We start from the raw sequence: 26,801 nt of genomic DNA on the forward strand, positions 1-26,801 counted from the left end.
TTCAGCCCCGCCTCGGACCTGGAATGTGATCGGCAAGAGGACCCAGCGCCTCGAGCAAAGCCTTGCCTGCCTGCGGGCTGGTGTTCTCATGCGGCGCGCGCAGATTGAGCCAGCGCTGGTCGCCGGAGCGCACGGCAAGTGCCGCTTTCATGCCGCCGATCAGCCCGGCGGTCTGAACCGCCTTTCGAAATTCCTTTATGGCGGCATCGGCGGCCGAGACGTCGCGGCCGGCGCGGGCGCCGTCATACACGGCGCGTATAGCCCTGGCGTTGAGGTTCACGGAAGCGGAAATGCAGCCCGCCGCGCCGGCGGCCAGGCCTTGGGTAAGCTGGCCTTCGGAACTCGGGAAGACGGATACGTTGGGCGCCGCCGCGATCACGGCGGCGGTGTTGTCCCAGTTCCCGGCACTGTCCTTGTAGGCGACAACGGTTTCGGGAAATGCCGCGTTGAGCCGCGCCGTCAGCGCCGGCGATACCGACACCCCGGAATTCTGCGGGATGTGATAGAGGATCAGCTTGAGCTTCGGGCTGGCGACTTTCTCGACCAGTTCCGAATAGTAGCGCGCCTGCCCGTCATCGCCCGCCGCCGTGTAGAAGAACGAGGGCAGCACCATGACGCCGGCGCAGCCGATTTCCAGGGCATGCCGGCTCAGTTCGAGCGTCTCGGGCAGCGCGGTAACGCCTGTGCCCGGCATCATCTTATCGGCCGGGATGCCGGCCTCGGCCAGCCACTCCAGGGCTTGCATGCGTTCACGCGGCGACAGCGAGAGCGCCTCGCCGGTCGTGCCAAAGGGCGAAAGGTAATGCGCGCCCTGGGCAAGCACCCATTTCGCATGGTTGACCCACAGATCGCGGGCGACGCTGCCGTCTTTGTCGAAGGGCGTCAGGATGGGCGCAATGACGCCTTGTACGCTGTTCATCGATGGTTCTCCCGGGTCGTCGTGTCGCCGTCGGCGAGCTGCGCCGCCGCGTCGACTGTTCTGATAAAGAATGCTGTCGAGGCGATGTCGAAGAAGATGTCGAAGCCCCCCACGCTGCGCACAAGCACGGCTTCGAGATGGGCGACGCGCGTCTGCGCGATCTCGTCATCGGCAAAACGGGCAGGCCTGAGGTCCAGTGCGCAAATCCTCGCCATCACCGCTTCTGCCGACTGGCCGGAAAGTCGCATCCAGCTCCAGCCCTCCTCGCGCCAGGACCAATAGCCGCGCGGGTCCTTCTCGGCCTGCCAGTCGGCAATTAGCTTTGCGGCGGCGCCACCGGCCCCTATATCGTCAATCGCCAGGAAATCTTCGCTGCCAAGTCTTAGCAGCCTGACGCCGCCCTGTATGGCGATGCGATTGACGGGCGGTAGGGAGAGACCCTGCGCTTCGAGCCAGGCTGAACTGCCCGGACCCTTGATGCCGAAGCGCGATCGGGCCGTCAGATCGGTCACTATCAGCTGCCCATTTGGCAGAACTGCTTCAGCGGCCGAGCCGTTCGGCGACAAGGGAAATGTCCGCATGGCAAGACCGGCCATCGTTACATCTCCTGCCGGACGTTCTGCGGATCGACGAAGGCGTGACCGATCACCGGCACCTGCACCAATTCGCCGCTGCGACACTTCACCGTGACCTTGCTGCCGGGAGCAGCGTCGTCGATATGGACATAGCCCAGCGCGATTGTGTGGCCAAGCGTTGGCGAGAAGCCAATCGAAGTGATCTGCCCAACCGGGTTGCCGCCGCGCAGCACCAGGCAGGACTCGCCGGGGATATTGCTTGCACCCTCGAAAGAGAGGCCGACGAGCCGGCGCCTGTCGCCAAGCCTCGTCCGCATCTCGATCGACCGCTTGCCGACGAAGAAGGGCTTCTTCTTCGAAACCGCCCAGCCGAAACCGAGTTCGTTGGGCGTGGTCAGCGCGTCGGTATCCTGGCCGATCAGGATATGCCCCTTTTCAAGCCGCAGCATGCGCGAGGCCTCGAGTCCATAGGGACGCAAGCCATGCGGCTTGCCGGCCTCGGACAAAGCGTCCCACAGCGCGACCGCATAGCTCGAAGGACAGTGCAGCTCGTAGCTCACCTCGCCCGTGAAGCCGATCCGCATCACACGCACCGGGAGGCCGGCCAGCATGCCTTCGCGCCCGTGGAGATAGGGGAAAGCGTCGCGCGAGAAATCGATGTCGCCATCTAGCGCCTGCAAGACCTCACGCGCCTTCGGGCCGGTGACGTTCATGCCGGAAAATGCTGCCGTGACGTTGAGCACGTCGACCTTCAGCCGCCACTGCGCATTCCAGAACAGCATGTCGGCCTGCACGCGGGCGACGGCGCCGGTCGTCGCGGTGACGTAGAACAGGTCATCGGCGAGACGATAGGCGACGCCGTCATCGATAACCGTGCCCATCTCGTTGAGCATCAGGCAGTAGCGGACGCGGCCGACGCGCTGGTTGGCATGCGCCATCGTGTACATCCGATCGAGGAAGGCGCCGGCGTCAGGACCGCGGATCTCCAGCTTGCCCAAAGTCGACACGTCGAGCATGCCGACGCCGTTGCGGACCGCGGCGATCTCTTCGCGGACCAGGCGGTCTATCCGGTCTTCCGGCCCGTAAAAATACGGCCGCCACCAGGCACCGATCGGCTTCATGCGAGCGTTGAGTGCTAGATGGCGCGCATGCAGCGCGGTGCGCCGCTCCAACGGCTCGTGATGGCCGGCGAGCACGCCGAGCTTCTCCGGTCCGGTCGGCGGCCGCGCCGTGGTGACGCCCACCTCGCCAACCCCACGCTCCGTCGCTTCGGCGACGATCCGCGCCGTGGCGAGCGCCGAATGGCGGCCCTGGCTAGGCCCCATGCCGACGGTGGAAAAGCGCTTCACCAGTTCGAGTTCGCGATAGCCTTCCTTGACCGCATTCCGCAGGTCCTTGACCTGCAGATCCTCATCGAAATCGACGAAGTCGCGACCTTTTGCGTTGCCGGCGAGCGGTTGTGCCCAGGCAGCTGGCTCGGGCTCGTATTCGTTCTGCACGTCAGGAGGATCGCCGTGGCCGAGCCGCTCCAGAGCCTCGCGCGCGGCGCGGCGGCCGTCGGCCATCGCAGACTGCAACCGCGATTTGCCGGCAACGGCACCTGCCAGCCGGACGGCCGCGCCCTCCGGCAGACTGAGCGTCGTTCGCGCCGTCGCATCGTCATAGTCGACCCTTGCCCCCGCATGGCAGGGCAACTGCCAGGCAGGCACCGAGGCGACGGAGACCGCCACGAGATCGCAGTCGATCCAGCGGCTGCCAATGCGGACTCGCGCGACGTGCTTGTTGCCGCGCGTCCCGGAAGCTTCCTCGATCGGGGCGCCTGCGAGGATCCCTATCCCCCTGGCCCGAAGCTCACCGGCGCGGTCGCCGGCATTTGGCCGAGGATCGACGATCGCGGCCAGTTCGACGCCAGCCTCGACCAGATCCAGCGCGGAGTCGTAGCCATCGTCATTGGTGGCCAGCACGACTGCCCGCCGGCCAGGTTGCACCGCGTAATGGCGGAGCAATCGTTGCACGGCGCCGCCGGTCATGATGCCAGGCAGATCGTTGTTGCGGAACACCGCCGGCTGCTCGATGGCGCCTGTCGCCAGGACAACCTCGCGGGCGCGGGTTCGGTAGAGCCGGTTGCCCTGGATCAGCGGCAGCCAATTGTCCTCATACCAGCCGTTGCAGATGGTGCCGGTCATGATGCGCAGATTGGGGAGCTTGGCTGCCTTGGCTGCCAGACTGAACAATATGCCCGGATCGCAGCGGCGATAGGTCAGCGAACCGCCAATTTCGGGATTGTCGTCGCACAACAGCACGTCGGCGCCGGCTTGTGCGGCCGAGATCGCAGCCGATAGACCCGCCGGCCCCGCGCCGACGACCAGCAGGTCGCAGTGAAGATGCGCCTTGTCGAAACTCAGATGCGGCGCCTTGACGTCGACGATCCCGAGCCCCGCCTTGCGACGGATCATCGGCTCCCAGAAGCGGAGCCAGCTGTCCTGTCTCGGACCCATGAAGGTGCGGTAGTAGAAGCCGACCGGCAGGAAACGTCCAAAGCGGTCGATCACCGCATCGCGGTCGTTTTCCAGCGAGCCGTTGACGTTCTGCGCCATCACCATCATGCCGTCCTGGAGCGGCGTCAGGTCGGCGGGAACATTCGGCTCCGACGGCAATTGCACCAGCGTGTTCGCTTCCGCGCCGGCCATGGTCATGATGCCGCGCGGCCGGTGGTATTTGAACGAGCGCGACAGGACCCACTGGTCCGAGGCCGCCAGCGCGCTGGCGATGCAGTCGCCGGCAAAGCCATGATAAGCCTTGCCTTCGAAGGTGAAGCGGATAGGCCGCGTCCGGTCGAGGCGCGAGCCGTATGGCGTGCCAAGCCGCGTCATGGCCGGCTCCCAGGGGCGTAGGTGCGGATGATCTCGTTGGTGACGACGTCGCGCTCGGCGAGGAAGAAGAAGTTGCTCGGCACGTGCCGCCACCACTCGACCACCACACCTTTTCGATTGTCCGCGCGGAAGAGATGCCTTGCCCACTCTGCGTCGGCGGCAGCGTCCGCATCGGGCCCCTGCCGCAGCGGACCGAAGGACTGGAATTCGTCGATGTTGCGCGGGCCGTTCATGGGGCAGTCAAGCAGCTTCATGGTCAGTGGCTCGCCGCCGTGGCGCCCATTTCGTTGAGCAGTCGGAACTTCTCGAAGCGCTCCAGCGCAAACGGCTTCAGCAGGTCGGGAACCCGGCCCCTGGCGATGGTTTCCGCCATGCGCTTGCCGGCGACCGCGGTCGCCTTGAAGCCCCAGGTGCCCCAGCCGCAATCGAGCCACAGATTGGCGAGCGGGCTGGCGCCCATGATCGGGCTGTAGTCCGGCGTCATGTCGGTGATGCCGGCCCATTGCCGCAGCAGCCGAACGCCTTGCAGGAAGGGAAAGAGATGCACGGCGCCTTCCGCCAGATGCTCCTTCATGTCCAGCGTCGAGCGGGTCGAATAGAGCTGGTACTGATCCGAGCCGCCACCGATGACGATCTCGCCGCGCGAGGACTGCACCAGATAAGTGTGCAGCGACACGGACGAGACCAGTGTGTGGAGCCAGGGCTTCAGCGGCTGCGTCACCATTGCCTGCAAGGGGTAGCAGCGGATCGGCAGTTCCACGCCGGCCATCATGGCAACATCGTAGTTCATGCCGCCGGCGGCGATGAGCACGGAGCCGCAGGCGATCCGTCCGCGGTTCGTCACCACAGCACGCACCTGACCGGTCTCGACCTCAAAGCCTTGAACTTCGGTGCGCTGGTGGATTTCGGCGCCGCGGCGCGAGGCCTGCGCGGCGAAGCCCCAGGCAACCGCATCGTGGCGGGCCGTGCCGCCATCGGCATGCCAGAGGCCGCCGAGGATCTCGAGCGCGCCGCCGCGATCCATGTTGAGTTCGGGCACCAGCTTCTCGACCTCTTTTGCGTCGATCACCTCGGTGCGCGTGCCCATATGCTTGCCCATCTCGGCGCGCAGATGGAAGGCGCGCAGCGTCGCTTCCGTGTGTGCGAGCGTCAGCTGGCCGCGCTGCGAGAACATGACGTTGAAGTCGAGTTCCTGCGACAGCGCTTCGAAGAGCGAAACGCCTTCCTTGTAGAAGGCGACGCCTTCCTGGGTGATGTAATTGGAGCGGATCGTCGTGGTGTTGCGTGCGGTATTGCCGCCGGCCAGATAGCCTTTTTCGAGCACCGCGATGCTGGCGATACCATGGTATTTCGACAGATAATGCGCGCAGGCCAAGCCATGCCCGCCGCCACCGACGATGACCACGTCATAGGACGGCTTCAGCTCAGGCGTCGCAGGAATGTCGCCCGTCACCGGGTAGTCGCGGCTAAGCCCGTATTTGAGAAGCCTAAGCGGCATGGCTGCCCTGGCCGCCAGGAGGATCGTAGACCAGAGCGGTCAGCTCGGAAAGCCGGCGGTCGGCGTCGGTCAGGCCGAGAATACCGTCCCGGATCGCGGCGGCCCTGGTCGAGCCGAGAACGGGCGACGCAAACTCCATATACTTGGCGACGATATCGGCTTCGCTGAACGGGGCTTCGGGGCCGCCGCGTGCGTGGACATCTCCGGACTCCAGCCGCCGGCCGTCAACCGTCTCGATCTGCACGTCGGCCCAGCGCCCGGCGGGGAAACGGTCGCTGTGCTTCGCCGCCTCGTTCACCTCGACGCGCTTCAGCATGTCCGCGACGGCGGCATCGCGCAGACCCGAGCCCGAAATGTGCTCCACGCCGATCCGACCATGGAGGATCATCGTGGCCACGGCGAAGGGCAGGCTGTACTGCGCCTTTGATGTCGTGTCCGGCATGCCGGCAAACAGCGTCGCCGCATAGTGGAAGCTGTTGACATGGACTTTGCGTATGTCTTCCGGCCGAAGCCCATGCTGCAGGCAAAGCGCGCGCGTCGCGTCGATCGCCGCATGGGCCCAGCGGCAGACCGGATAGGGTTTTATGTATTGCCGGGTCATCTGCCAGAACCGGCCGAGGTCATCCCAATGTGCCGCGACCTCCGGCGCCTCGACAGTGATCGCCGGCGCGCCGGCGAAACCGGCTTCGGCAAGCACGGCGGCCGACAGCCCGACCAGCGCCCCCATGCCTGAGCCGTCATGCAGCATGGTCGGCGTTGCGATCTCGCGCATCATCTGGCTGCGCGGTCCGTGATACTCGGCGATGCCGAAAGCATGGCGCAGTTGATCGTCGTCAAGCGAAAGCAGGCGGGCCGCGACCGCCGCCACGCCAAGAGAATTCCACGCGCCGGAGGTGTGATAGTCGGAGACGGTTGCGTGCAGCGCAATGCCGGCCCGCCCCGCGATCTCATAGCCGACGACGATCGCGGCAAGCGCCTCGGGGCCGGTCAACTCCGGCTTTTCTTCTGCGAGCGCAAGCAGCGCCGGGATAACCGCCACGCCGATGTGCCCCTTGGTCGGCGGGTAACCATCATGGCCGTCGAGATTGTCGGTCTGGGTCGCTGCCGCGAAGGCGGCGCCGGCCATGCTGGCGCGCCTGCCGTCGAAGATCATCCTCGCCGCGTGACGGTCGGCGCCGGAACCGTAGAGCATAACCGCGGCATCGCGCGCGATTTGTCCGGCCTGCATCGGGCCGGCGGCGATGGCAATGCCCATCGTGTCGAGGAACTGCAGGGCTGCCGATTTCAGAACGTCGCGCGGGAACGCGCCGGCCGACCTGCGCAGCACGAAGTCGGCAACACGGGCAAATACGGTGGAAGCAGACTCACCTTCCGCCGACCGCTGGTCCATGGCGCCACCTTTCGCGTCCCGATCGCTCCAAGATAACTACGAATAATTTGGTCTCATGGGCCAGGCATGTAATTAGTTTGGCGCCATCGCACAAAAAAATCGGGGTCAAGGCGATTGCGGAGGCCAACGAAGCCGGTCTAGTTTTCGCTTTGCCAAGGAGCGATCGCATGAAGCCGCCACCCCCACTGAACTATATCCGCTCGTTCGAGTGTTCGGCGCGGCATCTCAGCTTCACCCTTGCTGCCAACGAGCTCGGCTATACCCAGGCGGCCGTCAGCAATCATGTGCGGGGGCTGGAACATTATCTTGGCCGGCAGCTTTTCGTGCGCTATCCGCGCAGCCTGAAGCTGACCGAAATGGGCGAGGCTTTCCTGCCGACGCTGCGGCAGGCGCTCGACCAGATCGATCACGCCACGGAGGCGATCGTCGCCTCCTCGCGCAACAGGACGGTCGTCATCTCCTGTCCGATGAGCCTGGCCGAAAACTGGCTGGCCGGCTGCATGGCGGCGTTCCGGCAAATCCATCCCGAGATCGAGGTCGTTCTGCACGGCACGATCTGGGAAGACCTCAGCGAGCAGATCGCCGACATCACCATCTCGACCCGCCGCTTCGACGACCGCCCGCCGAGTGGCGTTCCGCTGTGGAACGACCAGCTCGCCATCCTCTGCGCACCCGGCCTGCTGTCCGGCCCGAAAGGGCTGCGCTCGCCGCGCGATATCCTCAACGTCGACTGGATCTTCGTGCATGGCCGCCAAGAATATTGGCAATGCATGGGCGACGCGCTGCAGATCGACATTTCGGATTATGAGAAAGGCATCACCACGAACGCCTCGAACATTGCGCTGGAACTGGCGGCAATGGGCGCGGGCTGCGTCGCCACGCAATATTCGCTGGCGAGAACCTATATCAGCCGCGGGCTTCTGGTGGAGCCTTTCCCCGTGCGAGCCGCCAGTCCATGGACCTATTATCTTTCGGAGAGCCAGCTCTCGAAAGGCAGCGTGGTGAGGACCGTCAGAGGGTGGATCATGGAACGAGCCAACGCCCATGTAGAAGCCGTTTAGGCTGACGGCTCGGCAACCATCCGTCCGGGGGAAGGAAGCAATCCGAAGACAACTACCCGAGGGTCTGACTTGCTAAGGCATAGGTCTTCGGCCTAGCCGAGCCGCCGTCGGAAAAATCGGCGAGGCATTTGCCCTTCGACATGGTCAGCACCGTGTCGAAGACCGGCATTCCGCTGTGCGACAGGAAGGCGGCGAACTCGCCATTGTCCATGTGCGTGTCGATCCTGAGGAAATATCCCGAATGGTCGGCCACGTGCGGCCTGACGACCGCCAGGGCGTCGGGGTCGCTTCCCGCCACCACCGGCCCTATGACATGGCCCCGTCCGAACGGTCGGCAGAGGGCAAAAGCGGTCAGCTTGTTCCCGTCGAAAAGCCCATAGCCGGCCGATTGCCCGAAGAGCTTTTCAACGAGCGCTGTGCGCCTCACGCCAAATCCCGCCGCGTCCAGCGCGATCGCTGCCGCAATATCGCCCGCGTCCAACGTCCGGACGCTACCGTGCGCCTCCGTCGGCCGGCCCGCTGTCGGCACGCGGGCGATGCCCTGGCATTGATAGACGGTCTTCTCCGGCTGGAAATCGAGGGAGAGATAAAGCCGCCGCGCAGCACGGGTTGCATTGAGGCGCAGATCGCGCCCGGGGATCCTGTCGAAGATCCGCTTCATCAGCCATTGCGCCGCCCCCTGCGTCTGAAGCCGCGGCGAGGTGATGACCATCCCCAAGGTGGCGAAATTGGCGCCGTGCGGGAACCACATGGCCGAACCGAGAGCCCGGCCGATCTCATCGAGCGCCACGAAGCCTTGGCCCGATTCACGCAGGAATTGCCAATCCTCGGCGCGATGCGGCCATCCCACCGACAGGGAGAGCGCGTGCAACCTCTCCAGGTCGACATCTTGGACGTCGCCGATACGCATGGAAAAGGCATCGATTTTCAAGCTTTCGGACGGCTTCACTTCCATGGCCCTGAAAGAACCCTCAAAAATAAAGAACCCTCAAAAATCAACGGGCGAGCAGACCGCTGCCCCGTGCCCGCCAACGCTAGACAAGCAAACCCCACAGGATTTGCTCGAAAGCCGTGCACCAACGCAAGATTCAACTGAAACACTTCCGCTTTCGGCATGCAATCGCGTGGGAACGCACCCATCCTCTGCGGAAATTCGCCAGCATGCGACATCGATGCCGGCGAACCCTAACGCCTTGAGGGCTGGAATGGACGTCTTCGACATCCTCGACCGTCTCGTCGCCTTTCCGTCGGTCGCCGGCAAGCCGAACGGCGACATTGCCGGCTGGATCGAGGCTCATCTCACCGAACAAAGCGCGAAGGTCAGCCTGCTCCCAGGGCCAGAGGGAGACCGTTTCAATCTTTTCGCCACCATCGGCCCGGCCGAGGTTCCGGGCTACATCCTATCCGGCCATATGGACGTCGTCCCCGCCGGCGAGCCGCAATGGAGTTCGGCCCCTTTTTCGCTGCGCCGGGAGAGCGAACGGCTCTACGGACGCGGCACCACCGACATGAAGGGGTTTCTCGCCGCCGCGCTCGCCGCTGCGCCTGCGCTTGTGCGGCTGCGCCTCGCCAGACCGATCCACCTCGCCTTCTCCTACGACGAGGAGATCGGGTGCCGGGGCGTGCCGCATTTAATCGCCGGGCTGCCCGAGCTTTGCGCCAAGCCGCTCGGCGTCATCGTCGGCGAGCCGAGCGGCATGCGCGCCGTGCGCGGCCACAAGGGCAAGGCGGCCGCCCGCGTAATCATCAGCGGCCGCTCCGGCCACTCCTCGCGACCGGATCTTGGGCTTAACGCCATCCATGCGATGTCCGATGTGCTGAGCGCCGCCGTGAGTGAAGCGGAGCGGCTGATGCATGGCCCGTCCGACCCAACCTTCGAGCCGGCCTATTCCTCGCTGCAGGCCGGTGTGATCGCAGGCGGCCAGTCGGTCAACATCATCCCCGACAGCTGCACGCTCGACCTGGAGGCGCGCGCAATACCGGGCATCGAACCGGCTGGCTTGCTCACCCCGGTCAAGGCGCGGGCTGAAGCTCTTGCCGCTCAAGGCTATGTTGTTGAATGGAAGCCGATCAGCGCCTATCCGGCGCTGTCGCTGCCGCAAGACTCGGCTCTGGCGGGACTGCTGCGCGAATTGACCGGCGAAGCGCCTTTAGCCGCCGTCAGCTACGGGACGGAGGCCGGACTTTACCAAGGCTCCGGGCTCGATGCGATCATCTGCGGCCCCGGCGATATCGGTCGCGCCCACAAGCCGGACGAATATATTCTCGCCAGCGAGCTCGCCGCCTGCCAGCAGATGATCGAGGCGCTTGGCGCGCGATGCGCGGCCTGAAGGAGCAGCCGGAATGACATTCCTCTTCAATTCCGACGCGCGGCGTGGCGCGATCTTCGCCGAGGCCTTCGCGAAGGAGTTGCCGGACCTCCCCTTCACGATCGATGCCGCTACTGTCGATCCCGACGCAGTGCGCTACCTGATCACCTGGACGGTGCCGGAGAACCTCCACCGCTACACCAACCTCGAAATCCTGTTCTCCATCGGCGCCGGCGTCGATCAGTTCCGCTTCGACGCGGTGCCCGCGCCGGTGAAGATCGTGCGCATGGTCGAGGAGGGCATCGTGCGCATGATGCAGGAGTATGTGACGCTCGCCGTGCTCGCGCTCCACCGCAACCTGCCGGCCTATCTGGCGCAGCAGCGCGCCGGAGAATGGCGCGACATCCCTCAGCCTCAGGCCGCGTCGCGCCGGATCGGCGTGCTCGGCCTCGGACAGCTTGGCCAAGCCGTCCTCGACCGGCTGAAACCTTTCGGCTTCCAGCTCTCCGGATGGAGCCGCTCCCCGCGGCGGCTCGAAGGGGTGACCTGTTATCATGGCGAGCTTGGGCTGGAGCAGATGCTGGCGGCCAGTGACATACTGATCTGCCTGCTGCCGCTGACCGAGGAGACGCGCGGATTTCTGAACGCCGGCCTGTTCGCGAAACTGCCTGACGGGGCGGCTCTCGTTCATACGGGTCGAGGCCCGCAGCTCGATCACGAAGCGCTTGTCGCCGCGCTCGATAGCGGCCATTTGTCGTCGGCGATGATCGACGTGACCGATCCCGAACCGCTGCCCGCGGGACATCCGTTCTGGTCGCATCCGAAGATCATCCTCACTCCGCACATAGCCAGCGTCACCCAACCCGCGACCGCCGCCCAGGCCGTCATCGACAACATCAAGCGCCACCGCGCCGGGCTCGATCCCATCGGGCTCGTCGACCGGTCGCGCGGTTATTGAAACTCAACTGGAAAGGCCATCCTTTGTCTCTGCTCAAGTCCATCGATATCAACCCAAGCTTTTCGCCCCGCGAATCGACCGCGCTGCCGGAGCGGCTCATTGCCGGCAATCCCGCCTTCAAAACCTGGGCGCAGGACGTGGCCAAGGACGACCTTGTCCATACCGGCGTCTGGGAGGCCACGCCCGGCGAAACGCGCTCGATCAAGGGGAAAACCTTCGAGTTCTGCCATATCCTCGCCGGCGTGGTCGAAATCACGCCCGACGCCGGCGAAACGGTGACCTACCGGGCCGGCGACAGCTTCGTCATGAAGCCGGGCTTCACGGGTGTTTGGAAGACCATCGAGACCGTGCGCAAGATCTACGTCACAGTGGGCTAGCGAGCGCCCGCGCAGGCCCTGACCGCCGCGGAAGATTTTGCCGTCTCTTGTCCCCAGCACGCAACATTCGTCGGCGGCGGATCGCCGAACAGCGCATGCTGCGTGTCGGCACGGGCTAGGCTCAGGCCGATGCTGCCGAGTGGTCTGCCCATGAGCCTGAGCTTCGATCCCGATACAATCTCGCTTCCCGTCGGCCACTTCATCGATGGGGAGCTGATTTCGGCCGGGGGTGCGATCGAGATGCGCCGTCCGTCCGATGGCAAGTCCTATGCCGCCTGCCCTGTGGCCGGTGCGGACTTGGTGGACCGGGCGATGGAAAGTGCCAAAGCGGCGCTGAAAGCCAGCAACTGGGGCGGCGTCCGGCCGCGCGAGCGCACCAGGGCGCTCCACGCCTGGGCCGATCTGATGGAAGCGGAAGCCGAAACGCTCGCCAGGATCGAGGCACTGTCCTCGACCCGGCCCGTGGGCCAGCTCGCCGCCGGCGACATCGCCGTGACCGCCGAGCAGATCCGCTTCTTCGCCGAGTTCGCCGATAAGGAAGGCAGCGAACTCGCGCCGACCGACGACGCCAGTTTCGGCATGATCATGAGCGAACCCTATGGCGTCGTAGCCGCGATCACGCCCTGGAATTTTCCGATCTCGATGGCCGGCTGGAAGCTCGGTCCGGCGTTGGCCGCGGGCAATGCAGTCGTGCTGAAGCCGTCCGAAATGACGCCGTTCTCGACCGTCTATTTGGCGCAGCTCGCCGTCAGAGCCGGCCTGCCGGCAGGACTTATCAACGTGGTGCTCGGCGACGGCCCCACGACCGGCACGGCGTTGACCGGCCATCCCGAGATCGCCAAGGTCAGCTTCACCGGTTCAACCCGCGCCGGCTCGGCGATCATGGAGAACGTCGCCCGCACCGCCATCAAGCCGATGACGCTGGAGCTCGGCGGCAAGAGCCCGCAGCTCGTCTTTGCCGATGCCGATCTCGACAAGGCGGCGGCAGCAATCGCCGGCAGCGTCACCTTCAATGCCGGCCAGGCCTGCGTGGCCGGCACGCGCCTGATCGTCGAGAAGAGTGTGGCCGGCAGGCTGACGGCCTCGATCCTGGAAAAGATGAAGGCGGTGAGGCCCGGCCCGACCTGGGACGAGACCACGCAGTATTCGCCGATCATCTCGGAACGGCAGCGGGGACGTGTCGACGCCATCGTGCGGGCCGCGCTCGAGGCCGGCGGCGAATGCCTGACGGGTGGCTCTTTTATGGACAGCCCCGGCTATTTCTACGAACCGACGCTGATCGCCAATGTCGACCAGGTCAATCCGGCGATCGTCGAGGAAATCTTCGGCCCGGTCCTGACGGTCCAGACCTTCGAGACCGAAGACGAGGCGCTGGCGCTGTCCAGCCATCCGACCTACGGACTGGCTTCCGGCCTGTTCACCGCCGATCTGTCTCGCACAATCCGTCTCGCGCGCAAGCTGGAAGCGGGCACCGTGTGGGTCAACCGCTACAGCCGCTCGCGCGACCACATCCTGCCGACCGGTGGCTACAAGCGCTCCGGCATCGGCAAGGACCTTGGCCGCGAGGCCTATCTCGCCAACCGCAGGACCAAGAGCGTCCTGATCAGCCTGTGAAGAGATGCCAATGAAAACCCACTCGATCGCCCTGATCCCCGGTGATGGCATCGGTCGCGATGTGACCGCCGCCGCCTGGACGGTGCTGGAAACCGTGGCCAAGCACTCCGGCTTTGCCCTGACTGGGACCGAGTTTCCATGGTCCTGTCGTTTCTTCAAGGAAACCGGCCGCATGATGCCCGAGGACGGCATCGAGACATTGCGCCGCTTCGACGCCATCCTGCTCGGGGCCGTCGGCTGGCCGACGCAGGTGCCTGATTCCGTTTCTCTCCACGGGCTGCTGCTGCCGATCCGCAAGGCATTCGTGCAATACGCCAATATCCGGCCGCACCGGCTGCTGCCGGGTGTGAGGGGGCCGCTGCGGGCCGAGAGCTTCGATATTCTGTGCATCCGCGAAAACACCGAAGGCGAATATTCCGGCGCCGGCGGGCGTGTGCATCAAGGCACGCTGGACGAGGTCGCGGTGGAAACCTCGATCTTCACCCGGGCCGGGGTCGAGCGCATCCTGCGCTTCGGCTTCGAGCAGGCACGGGCGCGGCGTGGCAGGCTGGCTTCCGTCACCAAGTCCAACGCGCAGAAATATTCAATGGTGTTCTGGGACGAGATCACGCGCAAGCTGGCCGCCGACTATCCGGACGTCGACGTGACCAGCTATCACGTCGACGCGCTCGCTGCGCGCATGATCATGGATCCGCAGAGCCTCGACGTGGTCGTCGCTTCCAATCTCTTCGGCGACATACTGACGGATATCGGCGCGGCGATCCAGGGCGGGCTCGGCTACGCGGCTTCCGCCAACATCAACCCCGACCGCTCGGCGCCGTCCATGTTCGAGCCGGTGCACGGCTCCGCGCCCGACATCGCCCACCTCGGCATCGCCAACCCGATCGCCGCCATATGGTCGGGCGCAATGATGCTCGATCATCTGGGCGAAAAGGACGCAGCCGGCCGCGTCATGAACGCGATCGAAGCGACAACGGCGCGAGGGGTGGGAACCACGGCCGGCAAAGATCGCACGGACGCCATCACATCCGCCGTTGTCGCGGCGCTCACCTGATTTGCGAGGTCGTTTTCGATGAAAAGCCTGAAAGACAAAACTCTCTTCCGCGAGGCCGGCCTGATCGGCGGCAGATGGGTCGCGGCAGGTTCCGGCAGAACGGTCGATGTGATCGATCCGGCAACACAGATATCGATCGGCACGGTGCCCGACATGGCCGGCCCGGAGGCCCGCGCGGCCATAGAGGCCGCGGCTTCCGCCTATCGGGATTGGAAAAAGAAGACCCATGCCGAACGCGCCGCCCTGCTGGAGGCCTGGCATGGTCTGATGCTTAAGCATCTGGACGATCTCGCACTGATCCTGACCACGGAACAGGGCAAGCCGCTGGACGAGGCCAAAGGCGAGATCCGCTACGGCGCATCCTTCGTCAAATGGTTCGCCGAGGAGGCGCGCCGGATCAATGGCCACACCATCCCCTCGCCTACATCAGACCGCCGCATCATCGTCCTGAAGGAACCCGTCGGCGTGTGCGGCATCATCACGCCTTGGAACTTTCCCAATGCGATGATCACCCGCAAGGTCGCGCCGGCGCTGGCCGCCGGCTGCACGGTGGTGATCAAGCCCTCCGAGTTCACGCCCTATTCGGCGTTGGCGCTCGGCGTGCTCGCCGAACGCGCGGGTATTCCCGCCGGCGTCATCAACATCGTCACCGGCATGCCGGCCGAGATCGGCAACGAGATCATGGCGAATGAGACCGTGCGCAAGATCTCCTTCACCGGTTCGACCAGGGTCGGCTCGCTGCTGATGCGCGGAGCGGCCGACAGCGTGAAAAGGCTCAGCCTCGAGCTCGGCGGCAACGCGCCCTTCATCGTCTTCGACGACGCCGACCTCGATCTCGCGGTCGAGGGGGCGCTGGCGTCGAAGTTCCGCAATGGCGGCCAGACCTGCGTGTGCGCCAACCGCATTCTCGTCCAGGCCGGAGTTTATGACGCCTTCTCCGCCAAGCTCAGCGCCCGCGTCAATGCGTTGACGGTGGGACCGGGCACGCAGCCCGGCGTCGCCATCGGGCCGATGATCAACATGGCGGCGGTCGAGAAAATCAATCGGCACGTCGAGGATGCGCTTGCCAAAGGCGCGACGATCGTCACCGAGAAGCCGGTGCTGCCGGAGGGTCCTCAATATGTCGCGCCGCTGGTGCTGGCCGGTGCGACAAACGAAATGGAACTCGCCAGCGAGGAGACTTTCGGTCCGGTCGCACCGCTTTTCCGTTTCGAGACGGAAGAGGAAGCGGTCGCGCTTGCCAACGGCACACCTTACGGGCTTGCCTCCTACTTTTACACCGAGAACCTGAAGCGCGCCTGGCGCGTCGGCGAGGCGCTGGAGTTCGGCATGGTGGGTCTGAACACCGGCTCGGTTTCGATGGAGATAGCCCCCTTTGGCGGCGTCAAGCAGTCCGGCCTCGGGCGCGAGGGCGCGCAGGCCGGCATCGAGGAATATCTGGAACTGAAGAGCTTCCACATGGGCGGGCTGGGTTAAACCCCAGCCCCGATCACTGGATCCGGTCGAGCGCCTTGTAGTAGAGACCGACCATCGGCAGGAACCAGGGCTTGCCGGAATAGCCGGGAATGGCAGGCCACTCGAGCCCCTTCATCGGATTGCGGTCCGCACGACCAAGCATGGCATCGGCCATGATCATGCCGAGATGGGTGGAAAGCTGCGCGCCGTGGCCGGAATAGCCCATCGCGTACCAGACCCCGTCATGGTAGCCGGCCCGCGGGAAGCGGTCCTTGGTCATGTCGACCAGCCCGCCCCAACAATAATCGATCTCGACCCTGGCGAGCTGCGGGAAGATCGCCGCGAGGCTCGCCCGCAATATCTGTCCGCTCTTGGCATCGGAGCGCTGGTCCGATGTCGCCGAAAAGCGTGCGCGGCCGCCGAAGATCAGGCGCTTGTCCGGCGCAAGCCGGAAGTAGTTGCCGATGTTCATCGAGGTCACGCATGTCCGGTTGCCGGGCATGGTCGCGGCGATCTCGGCGTCGCTCAGCGGTCGCGTGGCGATGATGAAGCTGCCGACGGAAATGATCCTGCGGCGAAAATAGCCGAAATTCGGCGTGGTGTAGGCGCCGGTCGCCACCAGCACATTGTCGGCGCTGATGCGGCCGCGGGAGGTGGTCAGCTGATGGCGCGTGCCCGACTGCCTATGATCCGTCACCGCCGCATTCTCGTGGATGACGGCGCCATGGCGAACCGCGGCCGTCGCCAGCCCGGCCACGTAGCGGCCCATATGCATCATGGCGCTCTTCTTCGACAGCATCGCGCCATGGAAGGGCGAGCCGATCTCGGATTTGAGATCGTTCGGCGACAGCAGCGCCGTATCCGGATCCACCTCGGCATGGACGGCCTCGAAGTTACGGGCGATCGCTTCGAAATGCTGCGGCTTGGAGGCGAGCTTCAGCTTGCCGGCGCGGCGGAAATTGCAGTCGATGCCCTCCTCGGCGACCAGCGCCTCGATGGTGTCGACGGAATCGTCCAGCGCCCGGTAGAGCGCGATCGCGCGCTCCTTGCCGAGTTCCGCCTTGGCCGAAAGGTAGCTGTGGGCGAGGCCGTTGTTCAGGTGCCCGCCATTGCGTCCGGACGCGCCCCAGCCGACCCGCTCCGCCTCCAGCACCGCCACCTTGGCGCCGGCCTTCGCCAGTTGGCGGGCGGCGGCGAGGCCGGTGAAGCCGCCGCCGATGATGGCGGCGTCGTAGTGTCCCTCGACCGGGCCGTGCGCCCCGCCGGAAAAAACTGGAGCGGTGTCGTGCCAGTAGGAGACCAGCTTCATTTGCAATCCGTCAGTTTCAAAGCCCGACCACGCCCGGAAGACCGGAAATGTCGGCGATCTCGACATAGCCGTAATAGGGGTTGGCCGGCTCGTGGCCGCGATTGACCCAGACCTTGTTCTTGATCCCGAGATCATGCGCCGACATCAGGTCGTAGCGGAACGAGGACGAGCAGTGAAGAACATCCTCTGGACCACAGCCCAGCCTATCGAACATGTATTCGAAAGCCTTGAAGCGTGGCTTGTAGGCCTGCGCCTGTTCGGCCGTGTAGACGGCATGGAATGGCGCGCCGAGCTTCTCGACATTGGACATGATCTGCGCGTTCATGGCGTTGGAGAGGATGACCAGCGGAATTTCCTTGGCAACCTTCGCCAGGCCGGCTGGAACGTCCGCGTGGGGCCCCCAGGTCGGGACACGCTCATAGACCATCGTGGCGTCGTCCGGGCTGAAGGCGACGCCGTTGCGCTTGCAGGCGCGCTCGAGCGCGTTGTGGACGACGTCGGCATAGGGCTTCCAGTCGCCCAGGATCTCGTCGAGCCGGTAAGCCGCGAAGTTCTTGATGAACGCCTGCATGCGCGGCTCGTCGAGTCGGCTGCCATAGAGGTCACGCGCCGCCTCCGCCATCTGGAAATTGGTCAACGTGCCGTAGCAGTCGAAGGTGATGTATTTGGGCCTGAAAGAAGCCATATCCGTCGATCTCCGTGGAAGCACATCCGTGTTGGGACGTCTTTCATCATAGGCCGGCAGGAAGCGACCCACTTGACCGAAAAGCGGCTGCCGAAAGCAGAAAGTTCCGTATCCGCGGTTCCGTTTGGCACGCTGTAGCATCTTGAGCGTCGAAGGATGCCGCCGGTCGAGGCGCTAAACGCATCCAGTTCCATAGGGCCAGCACAAGATGCGGCGCACGCCCTCAGCAACGGCGAATGATACCGCGGAAGTCGAGACCTTCAGACGATCTGCGGCGCACTGATGATCGAGACTTGGGGTCAGACTGAAAGGTGCGTCATGCAGCAAGGCGAGATCGAACTCCAGGACTTCGGGCCGGATCATATCGAGGGTGCAGTCGCGCTATCTCGGCAGGAGAATTGGCCGCATCGCCCGCAGGATTGGCAGATGGCGCTGCAGCTTTCGAGCGGCGCGGTTGCGCTCGACGACCAGGGCCGGGTCGCCGGGACAATCCTGGTAACGGCTTACGGCGCCGATTGCGCCATGATCAACATGGTGATCGTCGACAGGAACGCGCGAGGCAAAGGGCTCGGGCGCCGGCTCATGGAACAGGCCTTCGCCCTTGCCGGCGACCGTCCGCTGCGGCTCGTCGCCACGACCGACGGCATGCCCCTTTATGAGAAGCTTGGCTTCGTGCCCTCGGGCACGATTCTTCAGCATCAGGGCCAGGTGGCAGCGCTTGAGGCTCCCGGCGCTGTGGAAGCCGCGGGCACCCACGACCTGCGGAAAATCAAGGCCCTGGACCGTGACGCCTACGGCGCCGACCGAGAAGCGTTGATCGATGCGCTGGCCGAGCGGGGTGAATTCGCAGTCATCCGCCGCAGTGGCGTCATCGCGGCCTATGCCGCAATCCGCCCGTTCGGACGCGGCGAGGTGATCGGCCCCGTCATCGCGGGAAATGCAGACGACGCCAAGGCCCTGATCAGCTTCTTCGCCGCGTCTCGCCCTGGCGCCTTCCTGCGCGTGGATACCGAAAGCAGGACCGGCATCGCCGGCTGGCTCGGAGAAATCGGCCTAGCCCATGTCGGCGGCGGCGTCGCTATGGACCGTCCGGCCAAGAATGGGGCCGAACAGGCCAGGCCAAAAGTTTACGCCCTCGCAAACCAGGCGCTCGGATAGTCCGGAGGACAACAATGCTCGCCAATTCCCTGATCGAACTCGACCGCGCCCATCTCATCCATCCGGTCGCTTCATATCGCGGCCATGAGGCGCTCGGCGTGCGGGTGCTGAAATCGGCGAAGGGCGCTACCGTGACCGATGCGTCCGGCCGGCAACTTCTCGACGGCTTCGCCGGACTGTGGTGCGTCAATGCCGGCTATGGTCACGACAGCATCGTCGAGGCGGCGGCCCGGCAGATGCGCGAGTTGCCCTACGCCACCGCCTATTTCGATCTCGGCTCGGAGCCCGCCATACGGCTCGCCTCGGAGCTGGCCGACCGGGCGCCGGGGGATCTCAATCACGTCTATTTCACGCTGGGGGGATCGGACGCGGTCGACAGCACGATCCGGTTCGTCCGCTACTACTGGAATGCCAGAGGCGAGCCTGAACGCGACCAGTTCATTTCCGTTGAGCAGGGTTATCACGGATCGTCGGTGGTCGGCGCGGGCCTGACCGCCCTGCCCGCCTTTCATGCCGGTTTCGGCATTCCGTTCGAGTGGCAGCACAAGATCCCCTCGCCCTATCCCTATCGCAATCCGGTTGGCGATGACCCGAACGCAATCATCGCGGCGTCGCTCGCCGCGCTGAAGGCGAAGATCGAGGAGATCGGGCCGGAGCGGATCGCCGCCTTCTACGCCGAGCCGATCCAGGGCTCGGGTGGCGTTATCGTCCCGCCGAAGGGCTGGATCAAGGCGATGCGCGAGCTCTGCCGTGAATACGGCATCCTCTTCATCGCCGACGAGGTGATCACCGGTTTCGGCCGCACCGGCCCCCTGTTTGCCTGCACGGAGGAGGATATCGTTCCCGACTTCATGACTACCGCGAAGGGCCTGACCTCCGGCTATGTGCCAATGGGCGCTGTCTTCATGGCCGATCATGTCTATAACGTCATCGCCGATGGCGCAGGCGCCTCGGCCGTCGGCCACGGCTACACCTATTCCGCCCATCCGGTCAGCGCCGCCGTCGCGCTCGCGGTGCTGAAGCTCTATGAGGAAGGCCTTCTGGAGAACGGCGCCAGGGCCGGCGCGCGCTTGATGGCGGGCTTGTCTGCCTTGAGCGATCACCCACTGGTCGGCGATGTGCGGGGTCGCGGCATGCTCGCCGCCATCGAGTTGGTGGTCGACAAAAAGAAGAAAACGCCGCTTCCAGCCTCGGCCATGCCGGCGCGGCGCGTCTTCGACAGGGCGTGGGACAATGGCCTGATCATCCGCGCCTTCGCGCATGGGGTTCTCGGCTATGCTCCGCCGCTCTGCTGCACCGACGGCGACATCGATGCGATCATCGAGCGCACGCGCCGGACGCTGGACCAGACGCTGGACGACGCCGATGTCCGCCGGGCGCTTGCATGAAGGGCAACGCATTTTTCGCATCTCGAAATATCGCCGCGGCAGACGATTTCGCAATTTTGTGCCGCTACCTCGCGCCTTTTCGGCGAATCCAGCGCGGGGGAAGTGCCAGACTGCTTTTTAAGACAAGGCCAGAAAGCCCGGATTTCCGGGCTTTTGAAAAAGGCCGACGCCCCGGACAGCACGGAATTTTGTTCTGTTCAGCATGAGTAATTCGGCCGCGCGCAGAGGAGAGCCAGTCTTGGCCAGGGGCTTTAGCGAATTCAAATACATGACCTTCGATGTGGTCGGCACGCTGATCGACTTCGAAGGCGGCATAACGACCTGCCTGGCCGGGATCGCTGCGGAGGCCGGTGTCTCAATCGACGGCGAAGAAGCGCTGGCCCTTTACCGGCAGGCCCGCTACATGCCCGATGCGAATCTGTTCCCCGACGATCTCGCACGTGTCTACATGGTCATCGCACCGCGGCTCGGCCTGCCGGCCGAGGAGAAATACGGCGCCCGCCTGCGGGACTCGGCCAGCGTCTGGCAGGGCTTCTCCGATAGCAGGGCGGTGCTGGCCGACCTTGCGACGTCTCATAAGCTGATTGCCATGACCAATGCCCGGCGCTGGGCTCTCGACCATTTCGAGAAGCAGCTCGGATCGCCCTTTTTTGCCACCTTCACTGCCGACGATACCGGCACGGAAAAACCGGATCCCGCCTTTTTCCAGAAGGTCTTCGATTTCGTGGCGTCGCGCGGCGACAGCAAGGACGACATCCTGCACGTCGCGCAAAGCCAGCATCACGACATCGGCATATCCCGAGCGCTCGGCATGACCAACTGCTGGATCGAGCGCCGTCATGCCCAGAAGGGCTATGGCGGCACGATCGAGCCCGAGCGCTTCACCGTGCCGGACTACCACTTCACCTCGATGGCCGCGTTTGCGGCGGCCGTGCGGGAGAGCATGAAAGAACGAACCTGAACCCAAGCCCGGAAAAGCCGCAGCAAGACGCGCGTCCTGACCAACCAACGAAAGGGGAATGACATGACCGACAAGATCACCAACTGGACCGGAGCAGACGATGCGATGGTCGAAAACGCCATCCGGCGAGGCGCGAGCCGCCGCGAACTCCTCAAGATGCTGCTGGCGGGCGGCGCCGCGGTTGCCGCGGGCGGCGTTGTGCTTGGCCGTGCCACGCAGGCCGTCGCCGCCACGCCGGTCTCCGGCGGAAATTTCAAGGCGGCCGGCTGGTCGTCATCGACGGCCGACACGCTCGATCCGGCAAAGGCATCGCTCTCCACGGACTATGTCCGCTGCTGCTCGCTCTATAACCGTCTGACCTTCCTCGACAAGGATGGCAAGACGCAGATGGAACTGGCCGAAAGCATCGACAGCAAGGACGCAAAGACCTGGACGGTGAAGCTGCGCAAGGGCGTCACCTTCCACGACGGCAAGGACCTGACGGCTGACGACGTCGTCTTTTCGCTCAAGCGCCATCTCGACAAGTCGGTCGGCTCCAAGGTCGCCAAGATCGCCGCACAGATGACCGGCTTCAAGGCGGTCGACAAATCGACGGTCGAAATCACCCTCGCCGATCCGAATGCCGACCTTCCGACCATCCTGGCGCTGCACCACTTCATGATCGTGGCCGACGGCACCACCGACTTCTCCAAGGGCAACGGCACAGGCGCCTTCGTGCTGCAGACGTTCGAACCTGGCGTCCGTTCGGTCGTCACCAAGAACAAGAACTACTGGAAGTCGGGCAAGCCCTATCTCGACTCCTTCGAATTCATCGCCATCAGCGACGACAGCGCCCGGGTCAACGCCTTGCTTTCCGGCGATATCAATTTTGCTGCCGCGATCAATCCGCGCGCAATGAAGCTGCTGCAGAGCCAGCAGGGCTTCGAACTGTCGAAGACGACCTCGGGCAACTATACGGACCTCAACATCCGGCTCGACATGGATCCGGGCAGCAAGGCCGATTTCGTGACCGGCATGAAATACCTCGTCAACCGCGAGCAGATCGTGAAATCGGCATTGCGCGGCCTCGGCGAAATCGGCAATGACCAGCCCGTCTCGCCGGCTAACATCTTCCACAATGCGGACCTCAAGCCGAAGGCTTTCGACCCGGACAAGGCGAAGTTCCACTTCAAGAAGGCGGGCCTGCTCGGCCAGTCCATTCCGGTGGTCGCCTCGGACGCCGCGACCTCGTCGATCGACATGGCGGTCATCATCCAGGCCGCCGGCGCGGAAATCGGCATGAAGCTCGACGTTCAGCGGGTCCCGTCCGACGGCTACTGGGACAATTACTGGCTCAAGGCGCCTGTCCATTTCGGCAACATCAATCCGCGCCCGACGCCGGACATCCTGTTCTCGCTGCTTTACGCCTCCAACGCGCCCTGGAACGAAAGCCAGTACAAGTCCGAGAAGTTCGACAAGCTGCTCGTCGAGGCGCGCGGCCTCCTCGACCAGGCCAAGCGCAAGGAGATCTACGGGCAGATGCAGACCATGATCTCCGAGGAAGCAGGCACCATCATCCCGGCCTACATCTCCAACGTCGATGCCCTCTCCAGCAAGGTGAAGGGTTTGGAGGCGAACCCGCTTGGTGGCATGATGGGGTACGCAATGGCGGAATACCTCTGGCTCGAAGCCTAAGAGGCGGCTGTAGGGGACCGGTCAGCCGGTCCCTACACTGCATTGCGCAAGATTGTTTGGCCGAACGCAACCGCAGGGAGCTTCCATGAAGTCTGGGGTTCTAAACCTCGTGCTGAAGCGGCTGGCGATCGCGATCGTCACCCTTCTGATCGTCCTGTTCGCCGTGTTCTTCGCCACCAGCATGCTGCCGGGCGACACGGCGTCGATCCTGCTTGGCCAGGCGGCGACGCCCGAGGCGGTCGCCGGCCTGCGCGAGGCCATGCATCTCAACGATCCGGCGATCCTGCGCTTCCTGCGTTGGCTTGTCGGTCTGCTCCACGGCGATCTCGGTACCTCCTACGCCAACGAAATGCCGGTCGCGGCCCTGATCGGCGGGCGCTTCGTCAACACCATGAAGCTCGCCGGCATCACCACGCTGATCTCGGTGCCGCTGGCGCTGACGCTCGGCATCACCGCCGCGATGCTACGAGGCTCCGTCTATGACCGCACCGTCACCGTGCTTTCGATCGGCGTGATCTCGGTGCCGGAATTCATGGTCGCGACCCTCGCCGTCTTGCTCTTTGCCGTTTATCTGAAATGGCTGCCGGCGTTGTCTTCGGTCAACGAGGCGCACTCGCTTGCCGACCTCGTGCGCATCTATTCGATGCCGGTGATCACCCTCACCTTCGTCATCTCGGCCCAAATGATCCGCATGACGCGCGCCGCGGTGATCGAAACGCTCTCAACGCCTTATGTCGAGATGGCGCTTCTCAAAGGCGCCTCTCGCAGCCGCATGGTGCTCAAGCACGCCCTTCCGAACGCGCTTGGGCCGATCGTCAACGCGGTCGCGCTCTCGTTGTCCTATCTGGTCGGCGGCGTCATCATCGTCGAGACGATCTTCAACTATCCCGGCATCGCCAAGCTGATGGTCGATGCGGTCGCGACCCGCGACCTGCCGCTGATCCAGAGCTGCGCGATGATCTTCTGCCTTGGCTATCTCCTGCTCATCACGGCCGCCGACATCGTCGCCATCATGTCCAACCCGAGGCTCAGATGACAGTGGCGCGCGCGGCATCCTCCCGACGGTCCTTCCTGGGCCACAGCTACAACCTCGTGGGCGTCGTGGCCTCGCTGGTCATTCTGGCATGGACGCTGGTCGCGATTTTCGCGCCCTACATCATTCCCCATCCGATCGGCGACATCGTCGACGACGATTATTTCGGCCCGATGCGCCAGGGGCTGTGGCTCGGCTCGGACTATCTGGGGCGTGACATGCTCTCCAGGGTTCTCATGGGCGCACGCTACACCGTCGGCATATCGCTTGCCGCCGTCTCGATCGCCTGCTTTTCGGGGGTCGTTCTGGGGATGATCGCGGCCGTCACCGGCGGCTGGTTCGATACCTGCCTCAGCCGCTTCCTCGACGCCATGAACTCCATCCCCAGCAAGCTGTTCGGCCTTGTTGTCGTCGCCGCGGTCGGCTCATCGATCCCGGTGCTGATCCTGACGCTCGCCGTCATCTACATCCCGGGCGCCTACCGCTTCGCGCGGGCGCTTGCCGTCAACATCAACACCATGGATTTCATGACCGTCGCCCGCGTCCGCGGCGAGAGCACTATCTATCTCATCGGCTCCGAGATCCTGCCGAACATCATCCGGCCGGTGCTTGCCGATTTCGGCCTGCGCTTCGTCTTCATCGTGCTGTTGCTCTCCGGCCTGTCCTTCCTCGGGCTCGGTCTGCAGCCGCCTTTAGCCGACTGGGGCGCGCTGGTGCGCGAGAACATCGGCGGCCTGCCCTTCGCGGCCCCGGCCGTCATCGTGCCGTCGCTGGCGATCGCCAGCCTGACCATTAGCGTCAACCTCTTAATCGACAACCTGCCGCAGAAGATCAGGGACCGGGACGCATGACCAATCTCGTCGAGGTCAGAAACCTTCAGATCGAGGCAAAGACCGACGCCGGACGTCTGGTCGAAATCATCAAGGGCGTCAGCCTCGACATCGCCGATGGCGAGATCGTCGCCCTGATCGGCGAGAGCGGCTCCGGCAAGACGACGGTGGCGCTCTCGCTCATGGGCTATGCGCGGCCCGGCTGCCGGATTACCGGCGGCGAGATCAATGTCAACGGCAAGAACATGGCTGCGCTTACCGAGCGGGGACGCGCCAGGTTGCGCGGCACCGACATCGCCTATGTTCCGCAAAGTGCCGCCGCCGCCTTCAACCCCTCGTCGACCATTATGGAGCAGGTGATCGAAGTCACGCGCATCCACGGCCTGATGCCACCCGAGCAGGCGCGAAAGCGCGCGGTCGAGCTGTTCCGGGCCTTGTCGCTGCCTGATCCGGACGGGATCGGCGCCCGTTATCCGCACCAGGTTTCAGGCGGGCAATTGCAGCGACTGGCGGCCGCCATGGCGCTGATCGGCGATCCCAAACTGGTCATTTTCGACGAACCGACGACCGCACTCGACGTGACGACCCAGATCGACGTGCTCAAAGCATTCAAGTCGGTGATGAAGGCGGGCGGCATAGCGGGTGTCTACGTTTCCCACGACCTCGCGGTCGTCGCCCAGATCGCAGATCGCATCGTGGTGCTGAAGGGCGGCGAGGTGCAGGAGACCGGTACGACGGCCGGAATCCTTTCGGCTGCCCAGCATCCCTATACACGGGAATTGCTGGCCGCTTTCGAGCCGAAGTCGAGGCAGATACGGGCCGATGAAGATTCCGGACCAAAACCGCTGCTTCGCATCGACAATCTGATAGCCGGATACGGCCCGGTGAAACGTGACGGGCAGCCGGTTATCCGCGCGGTCGATTCCGTCAGCCTGATCGTGGAGAAGGGCCGCAATCTCGGTGTCATCGGCGAGTCCGGTTGCGGAAAATCGACGCTGGCGCGCGCCATCGCGGGCATTCATCCGGCGGCGACCGGCGATATCGTCTTCGACGGCAAGGCACTGGAGCGCGCCGCCCGGAAACGCACTCGCGACCAACTGCGCGAGATGCAGATCGTGTTCCAGTATGCCGATACCGCGCTCAATCCCGCCAAGCCCATTGAGGACATCATCTCGCGACCGCTGGCCTTCTATCACGGGCTCGACAGGCAGGCGCGCTCGAAGCGTGTCGACGAGTTGCTCGACATGGTGCGCCTGCCGAGGTCGCTGCGCTACCGTCATCCCTCGGAGCTCTCGGGCGGCCAGAAGCAGCGCGTGAACTTCGCGCGCGCGCTGGCGGCCGGTCCGAAGCTCATCATCTGCGACGAAATCACCTCAGCGCTCGACACGGTTGTAGCGTCCGCCGTGATCGAGCTGCTCAAGGAGCTGCAGCGCGAGCTGGGGCTCTCCTATATCTTCATCAGCCACGACCTCTCCGTCGTCGAGGCCATCTGCGACGAGATCATGGTCATGTACAATGGTGAGCGGGTGGAGCAGATCACGCCCGACAAGGTCAAGTCGCCCACGCACCCCTATTCCAAACTTCTGTTTTCCTCCGTGCCGAAGCTCGATCCGACCTGGCTCGACGGCCTCGTCCGCGACCCCGAGCTCGTCACTCAGTACGGCCACCGCTGACCAAACT

At 64.5% G+C, this 26,801-nt stretch carries 23 protein-coding genes; 14 read left to right on the top strand and 9 right to left on the bottom strand.

Annotated elements, in window-relative coordinates:
• Position 1 precedes the first annotated feature (1 nt).
• From CK215_RS07660 to CK215_RS07685, 6 genes are all read right to left on the bottom strand, one after another.
• Positions 2–919 carry a dihydrodipicolinate synthase family protein gene (locus tag CK215_RS07660; RefSeq protein WP_095830549.1) on the bottom strand — a complete coding sequence of 306 codons (918 nt, stop codon included), beginning with the start codon at positions 917–919 and terminating at the stop codon, positions 2–4.
• Positions 916–1,431, bottom strand: coding sequence for a hypothetical protein (locus tag CK215_RS07665; RefSeq protein ID WP_170950246.1), 516 nt, complete (start codon positions 1,429–1,431; stop codon positions 916–918). Before CK215_RS07665 ends, CK215_RS07660 begins: the two co-directional genes overlap by 4 nt.
• Positions 1,432–1,517: 86 nt before the next feature.
• Complete coding sequence (locus tag CK215_RS07670) at positions 1,518–4,367, bottom strand: 2Fe-2S iron-sulfur cluster-binding protein (RefSeq protein ID WP_095830551.1); 2,850 nt, start codon at positions 4,365–4,367, stop codon at positions 1,518–1,520.
• Positions 4,364–4,621, bottom strand: a complete 258-nt coding sequence (locus CK215_RS07675) for a sarcosine oxidase subunit delta (protein ID WP_095776339.1) — start codon at positions 4,619–4,621, stop codon at positions 4,364–4,366. Before CK215_RS07675 ends, CK215_RS07670 begins: the two co-directional genes overlap by 4 nt.
• Positions 4,622–4,623: 2 nt before the next feature.
• Entirely contained in the window at positions 4,624–5,865 is a 1,242-nt protein-coding gene (locus CK215_RS07680; RefSeq protein WP_095830552.1) for an FAD-dependent oxidoreductase, read from the bottom strand.
• Entirely contained in the window at positions 5,855–7,255 is a 1,401-nt protein-coding gene (locus tag CK215_RS07685; protein ID WP_095830553.1) for an MmgE/PrpD family protein, read from the bottom strand. Before CK215_RS07685 ends, CK215_RS07680 begins: the two co-directional genes overlap by 11 nt.
• A 167-nt stretch (positions 7,256–7,422) precedes the next feature.
• Between CK215_RS07685 and CK215_RS07690 the strand changes: the two genes are divergently transcribed.
• Complete coding sequence (locus CK215_RS07690) at positions 7,423–8,316, top strand: LysR substrate-binding domain-containing protein (protein ID WP_095830622.1); 894 nt, start codon at positions 7,423–7,425, stop codon at positions 8,314–8,316.
• 52 nt (positions 8,317–8,368) lie between these two features.
• On the opposite strand, the gene CK215_RS07695 is transcribed toward CK215_RS07690, so the two are convergent.
• The gene (locus tag CK215_RS07695) at positions 8,369–9,271 is read right to left on the bottom strand and encodes a GNAT family N-acetyltransferase (RefSeq protein ID WP_095776341.1); all 903 of its coding nucleotides are present in this window, start codon (positions 9,269–9,271) and stop codon (positions 8,369–8,371) included.
• Between the two features lie 250 nt (positions 9,272–9,521).
• Between CK215_RS07695 and argE the strand changes: the two genes are divergently transcribed.
• From argE to CK215_RS07725, 6 genes are all read left to right on the top strand, one after another.
• Positions 9,522–10,646 carry an acetylornithine deacetylase gene (gene argE / locus CK215_RS07700; RefSeq protein ID WP_095830554.1) on the top strand — a complete coding sequence of 375 codons (1,125 nt, stop codon included), beginning with the start codon at positions 9,522–9,524 and terminating at the stop codon, positions 10,644–10,646.
• Between the two features lie 13 nt (positions 10,647–10,659).
• On the top strand, positions 10,660–11,583 hold the full coding sequence (locus tag CK215_RS07705; RefSeq protein WP_095830555.1) for a glyoxylate/hydroxypyruvate reductase A: 924 nt from the start codon (positions 10,660–10,662) through the stop codon (positions 11,581–11,583).
• A gap of 23 nt (positions 11,584–11,606) precedes the next feature.
• Positions 11,607–11,960 (top strand): cupin domain-containing protein, encoded by a 354-nt coding sequence (locus CK215_RS07710; RefSeq protein ID WP_095830623.1) that lies wholly within the window; start codon positions 11,607–11,609, stop codon positions 11,958–11,960.
• Between the two features lie 150 nt (positions 11,961–12,110).
• Complete coding sequence (locus CK215_RS07715; protein ID WP_095830556.1) at positions 12,111–13,574, top strand: aldehyde dehydrogenase family protein; 1,464 nt, start codon at positions 12,111–12,113, stop codon at positions 13,572–13,574.
• 10 nt (positions 13,575–13,584) lie between these two features.
• Positions 13,585–14,628: a tartrate dehydrogenase gene (locus CK215_RS07720; protein ID WP_095830557.1), complete on the top strand. Its 1,044-nt coding sequence runs from the start codon at positions 13,585–13,587 to the stop codon at positions 14,626–14,628.
• Positions 14,629–14,646: 18 nt separating this feature from the next.
• A complete protein-coding gene (locus tag CK215_RS07725; protein ID WP_066989163.1) occupies positions 14,647–16,104 on the top strand; it encodes an NAD-dependent succinate-semialdehyde dehydrogenase in 1,458 nt (485 codons plus the stop codon).
• Between the two features lie 13 nt (positions 16,105–16,117).
• Here CK215_RS07725 and CK215_RS07730 read toward each other — a convergent pair whose 3' ends face one another.
• Both CK215_RS07730 and CK215_RS07735 read right to left on the bottom strand, forming a co-directional pair.
• Complete coding sequence (locus CK215_RS07730) at positions 16,118–17,392, bottom strand: FAD-binding oxidoreductase (protein WP_095830558.1); 1,275 nt, start codon at positions 17,390–17,392, stop codon at positions 16,118–16,120.
• A 16-nt stretch (positions 17,393–17,408) separates the two neighbouring features.
• On the bottom strand, positions 17,409–18,077 hold the full coding sequence (locus tag CK215_RS07735) for a haloacid dehalogenase type II (RefSeq protein ID WP_067327464.1): 669 nt from the start codon (positions 18,075–18,077) through the stop codon (positions 17,409–17,411).
• 318 nt (positions 18,078–18,395) lie between these two features.
• Between CK215_RS07735 and CK215_RS07740 the strand changes: the two genes are divergently transcribed.
• The 7 genes from CK215_RS07740 (at position 18,396) to CK215_RS07770 (ending at position 26,794) form a co-directional block, all read left to right on the top strand.
• Entirely contained in the window at positions 18,396–19,235 is an 840-nt protein-coding gene (locus CK215_RS07740; RefSeq protein ID WP_095830559.1) for a GNAT family N-acetyltransferase, read from the top strand.
• A gap of 14 nt (positions 19,236–19,249) precedes the next feature.
• Positions 19,250–20,623: an aspartate aminotransferase family protein gene (locus CK215_RS07745; protein ID WP_095830560.1), complete on the top strand. Its 1,374-nt coding sequence runs from the start codon at positions 19,250–19,252 to the stop codon at positions 20,621–20,623.
• Positions 20,624–20,861: 238 nt separating this feature from the next.
• Positions 20,862–21,584, top strand: a complete 723-nt coding sequence (locus CK215_RS07750) for an HAD-IA family hydrolase (RefSeq protein WP_095830561.1) — start codon at positions 20,862–20,864, stop codon at positions 21,582–21,584.
• A gap of 63 nt (positions 21,585–21,647) precedes the next feature.
• Positions 21,648–23,258 carry an ABC transporter substrate-binding protein gene (locus CK215_RS07755; RefSeq protein ID WP_095776349.1) on the top strand — a complete coding sequence of 537 codons (1,611 nt, stop codon included), beginning with the start codon at positions 21,648–21,650 and terminating at the stop codon, positions 23,256–23,258.
• An 85-nt stretch (positions 23,259–23,343) separates the two neighbouring features.
• Positions 23,344–24,294 (top strand): ABC transporter permease, encoded by a 951-nt coding sequence (locus CK215_RS07760; protein WP_066989177.1) that lies wholly within the window; start codon positions 23,344–23,346, stop codon positions 24,292–24,294.
• Complete coding sequence (locus CK215_RS07765) at positions 24,291–25,142, top strand: ABC transporter permease (RefSeq protein ID WP_066989179.1); 852 nt, start codon at positions 24,291–24,293, stop codon at positions 25,140–25,142. Before CK215_RS07760 ends, CK215_RS07765 begins: the two co-directional genes overlap by 4 nt.
• On the top strand, positions 25,139–26,794 hold the full coding sequence (locus tag CK215_RS07770) for an ABC transporter ATP-binding protein (RefSeq protein ID WP_095830562.1): 1,656 nt from the start codon (positions 25,139–25,141) through the stop codon (positions 26,792–26,794). Before CK215_RS07765 ends, CK215_RS07770 begins: the two co-directional genes overlap by 4 nt.
• Positions 26,795–26,801 lie beyond the last annotated feature (7 nt).

The sequence above is a fragment of the Mesorhizobium sp. WSM3864 genome, from assembly GCF_002294955.1.
Lineage (GTDB): Bacteria > Pseudomonadota > Alphaproteobacteria > Rhizobiales > Rhizobiaceae > Mesorhizobium.

Coding starts and splice junctions, on each gene's coding strand:
- CK215_RS07660 (WP_095830549.1), bottom strand. CDS start 919: ATGAACAGCGTACAAGGCGTCATTGCGCCCATCCTGACGCCCTTCGAC.
- CK215_RS07670 (WP_095830551.1), bottom strand. CDS start 4,367: ATGACGCGGCTTGGCACGCCATACGGCTCGCGCCTCGACCGGACGCGG.
- CK215_RS07675 (WP_095776339.1), bottom strand. CDS start 4,621: ATGAAGCTGCTTGACTGCCCCATGAACGGCCCGCGCAACATCGACGAA.
- CK215_RS07680 (WP_095830552.1), bottom strand. CDS start 5,865: ATGCCGCTTAGGCTTCTCAAATACGGGCTTAGCCGCGACTACCCGGTG.
- CK215_RS07685 (WP_095830553.1), bottom strand. CDS start 7,255: ATGGACCAGCGGTCGGCGGAAGGTGAGTCTGCTTCCACCGTATTTGCC.
- CK215_RS07690 (WP_095830622.1), top strand. CDS start 7,423: ATGAAGCCGCCACCCCCACTGAACTATATCCGCTCGTTCGAGTGTTCG.
- CK215_RS07695 (WP_095776341.1), bottom strand. CDS start 9,271: ATGGAAGTGAAGCCGTCCGAAAGCTTGAAAATCGATGCCTTTTCCATG.
- argE (WP_095830554.1), top strand. CDS start 9,522: ATGGACGTCTTCGACATCCTCGACCGTCTCGTCGCCTTTCCGTCGGTC.
- CK215_RS07705 (WP_095830555.1), top strand. CDS start 10,660: ATGACATTCCTCTTCAATTCCGACGCGCGGCGTGGCGCGATCTTCGCC.
- CK215_RS07715 (WP_095830556.1), top strand. CDS start 12,111: ATGAGCCTGAGCTTCGATCCCGATACAATCTCGCTTCCCGTCGGCCAC.
- CK215_RS07720 (WP_095830557.1), top strand. CDS start 13,585: ATGAAAACCCACTCGATCGCCCTGATCCCCGGTGATGGCATCGGTCGC.
- CK215_RS07725 (WP_066989163.1), top strand. CDS start 14,647: ATGAAAAGCCTGAAAGACAAAACTCTCTTCCGCGAGGCCGGCCTGATC.
- CK215_RS07730 (WP_095830558.1), bottom strand. CDS start 17,392: ATGAAGCTGGTCTCCTACTGGCACGACACCGCTCCAGTTTTTTCCGGC.
- CK215_RS07735 (WP_067327464.1), bottom strand. CDS start 18,077: ATGGCTTCTTTCAGGCCCAAATACATCACCTTCGACTGCTACGGCACG.
- CK215_RS07740 (WP_095830559.1), top strand. CDS start 18,396: ATGCAGCAAGGCGAGATCGAACTCCAGGACTTCGGGCCGGATCATATC.
- CK215_RS07745 (WP_095830560.1), top strand. CDS start 19,250: ATGCTCGCCAATTCCCTGATCGAACTCGACCGCGCCCATCTCATCCAT.
- CK215_RS07755 (WP_095776349.1), top strand. CDS start 21,648: ATGACCGACAAGATCACCAACTGGACCGGAGCAGACGATGCGATGGTC.
- CK215_RS07760 (WP_066989177.1), top strand. CDS start 23,344: ATGAAGTCTGGGGTTCTAAACCTCGTGCTGAAGCGGCTGGCGATCGCG.
- CK215_RS07765 (WP_066989179.1), top strand. CDS start 24,291: ATGACAGTGGCGCGCGCGGCATCCTCCCGACGGTCCTTCCTGGGCCAC.
- CK215_RS07770 (WP_095830562.1), top strand. CDS start 25,139: ATGACCAATCTCGTCGAGGTCAGAAACCTTCAGATCGAGGCAAAGACC.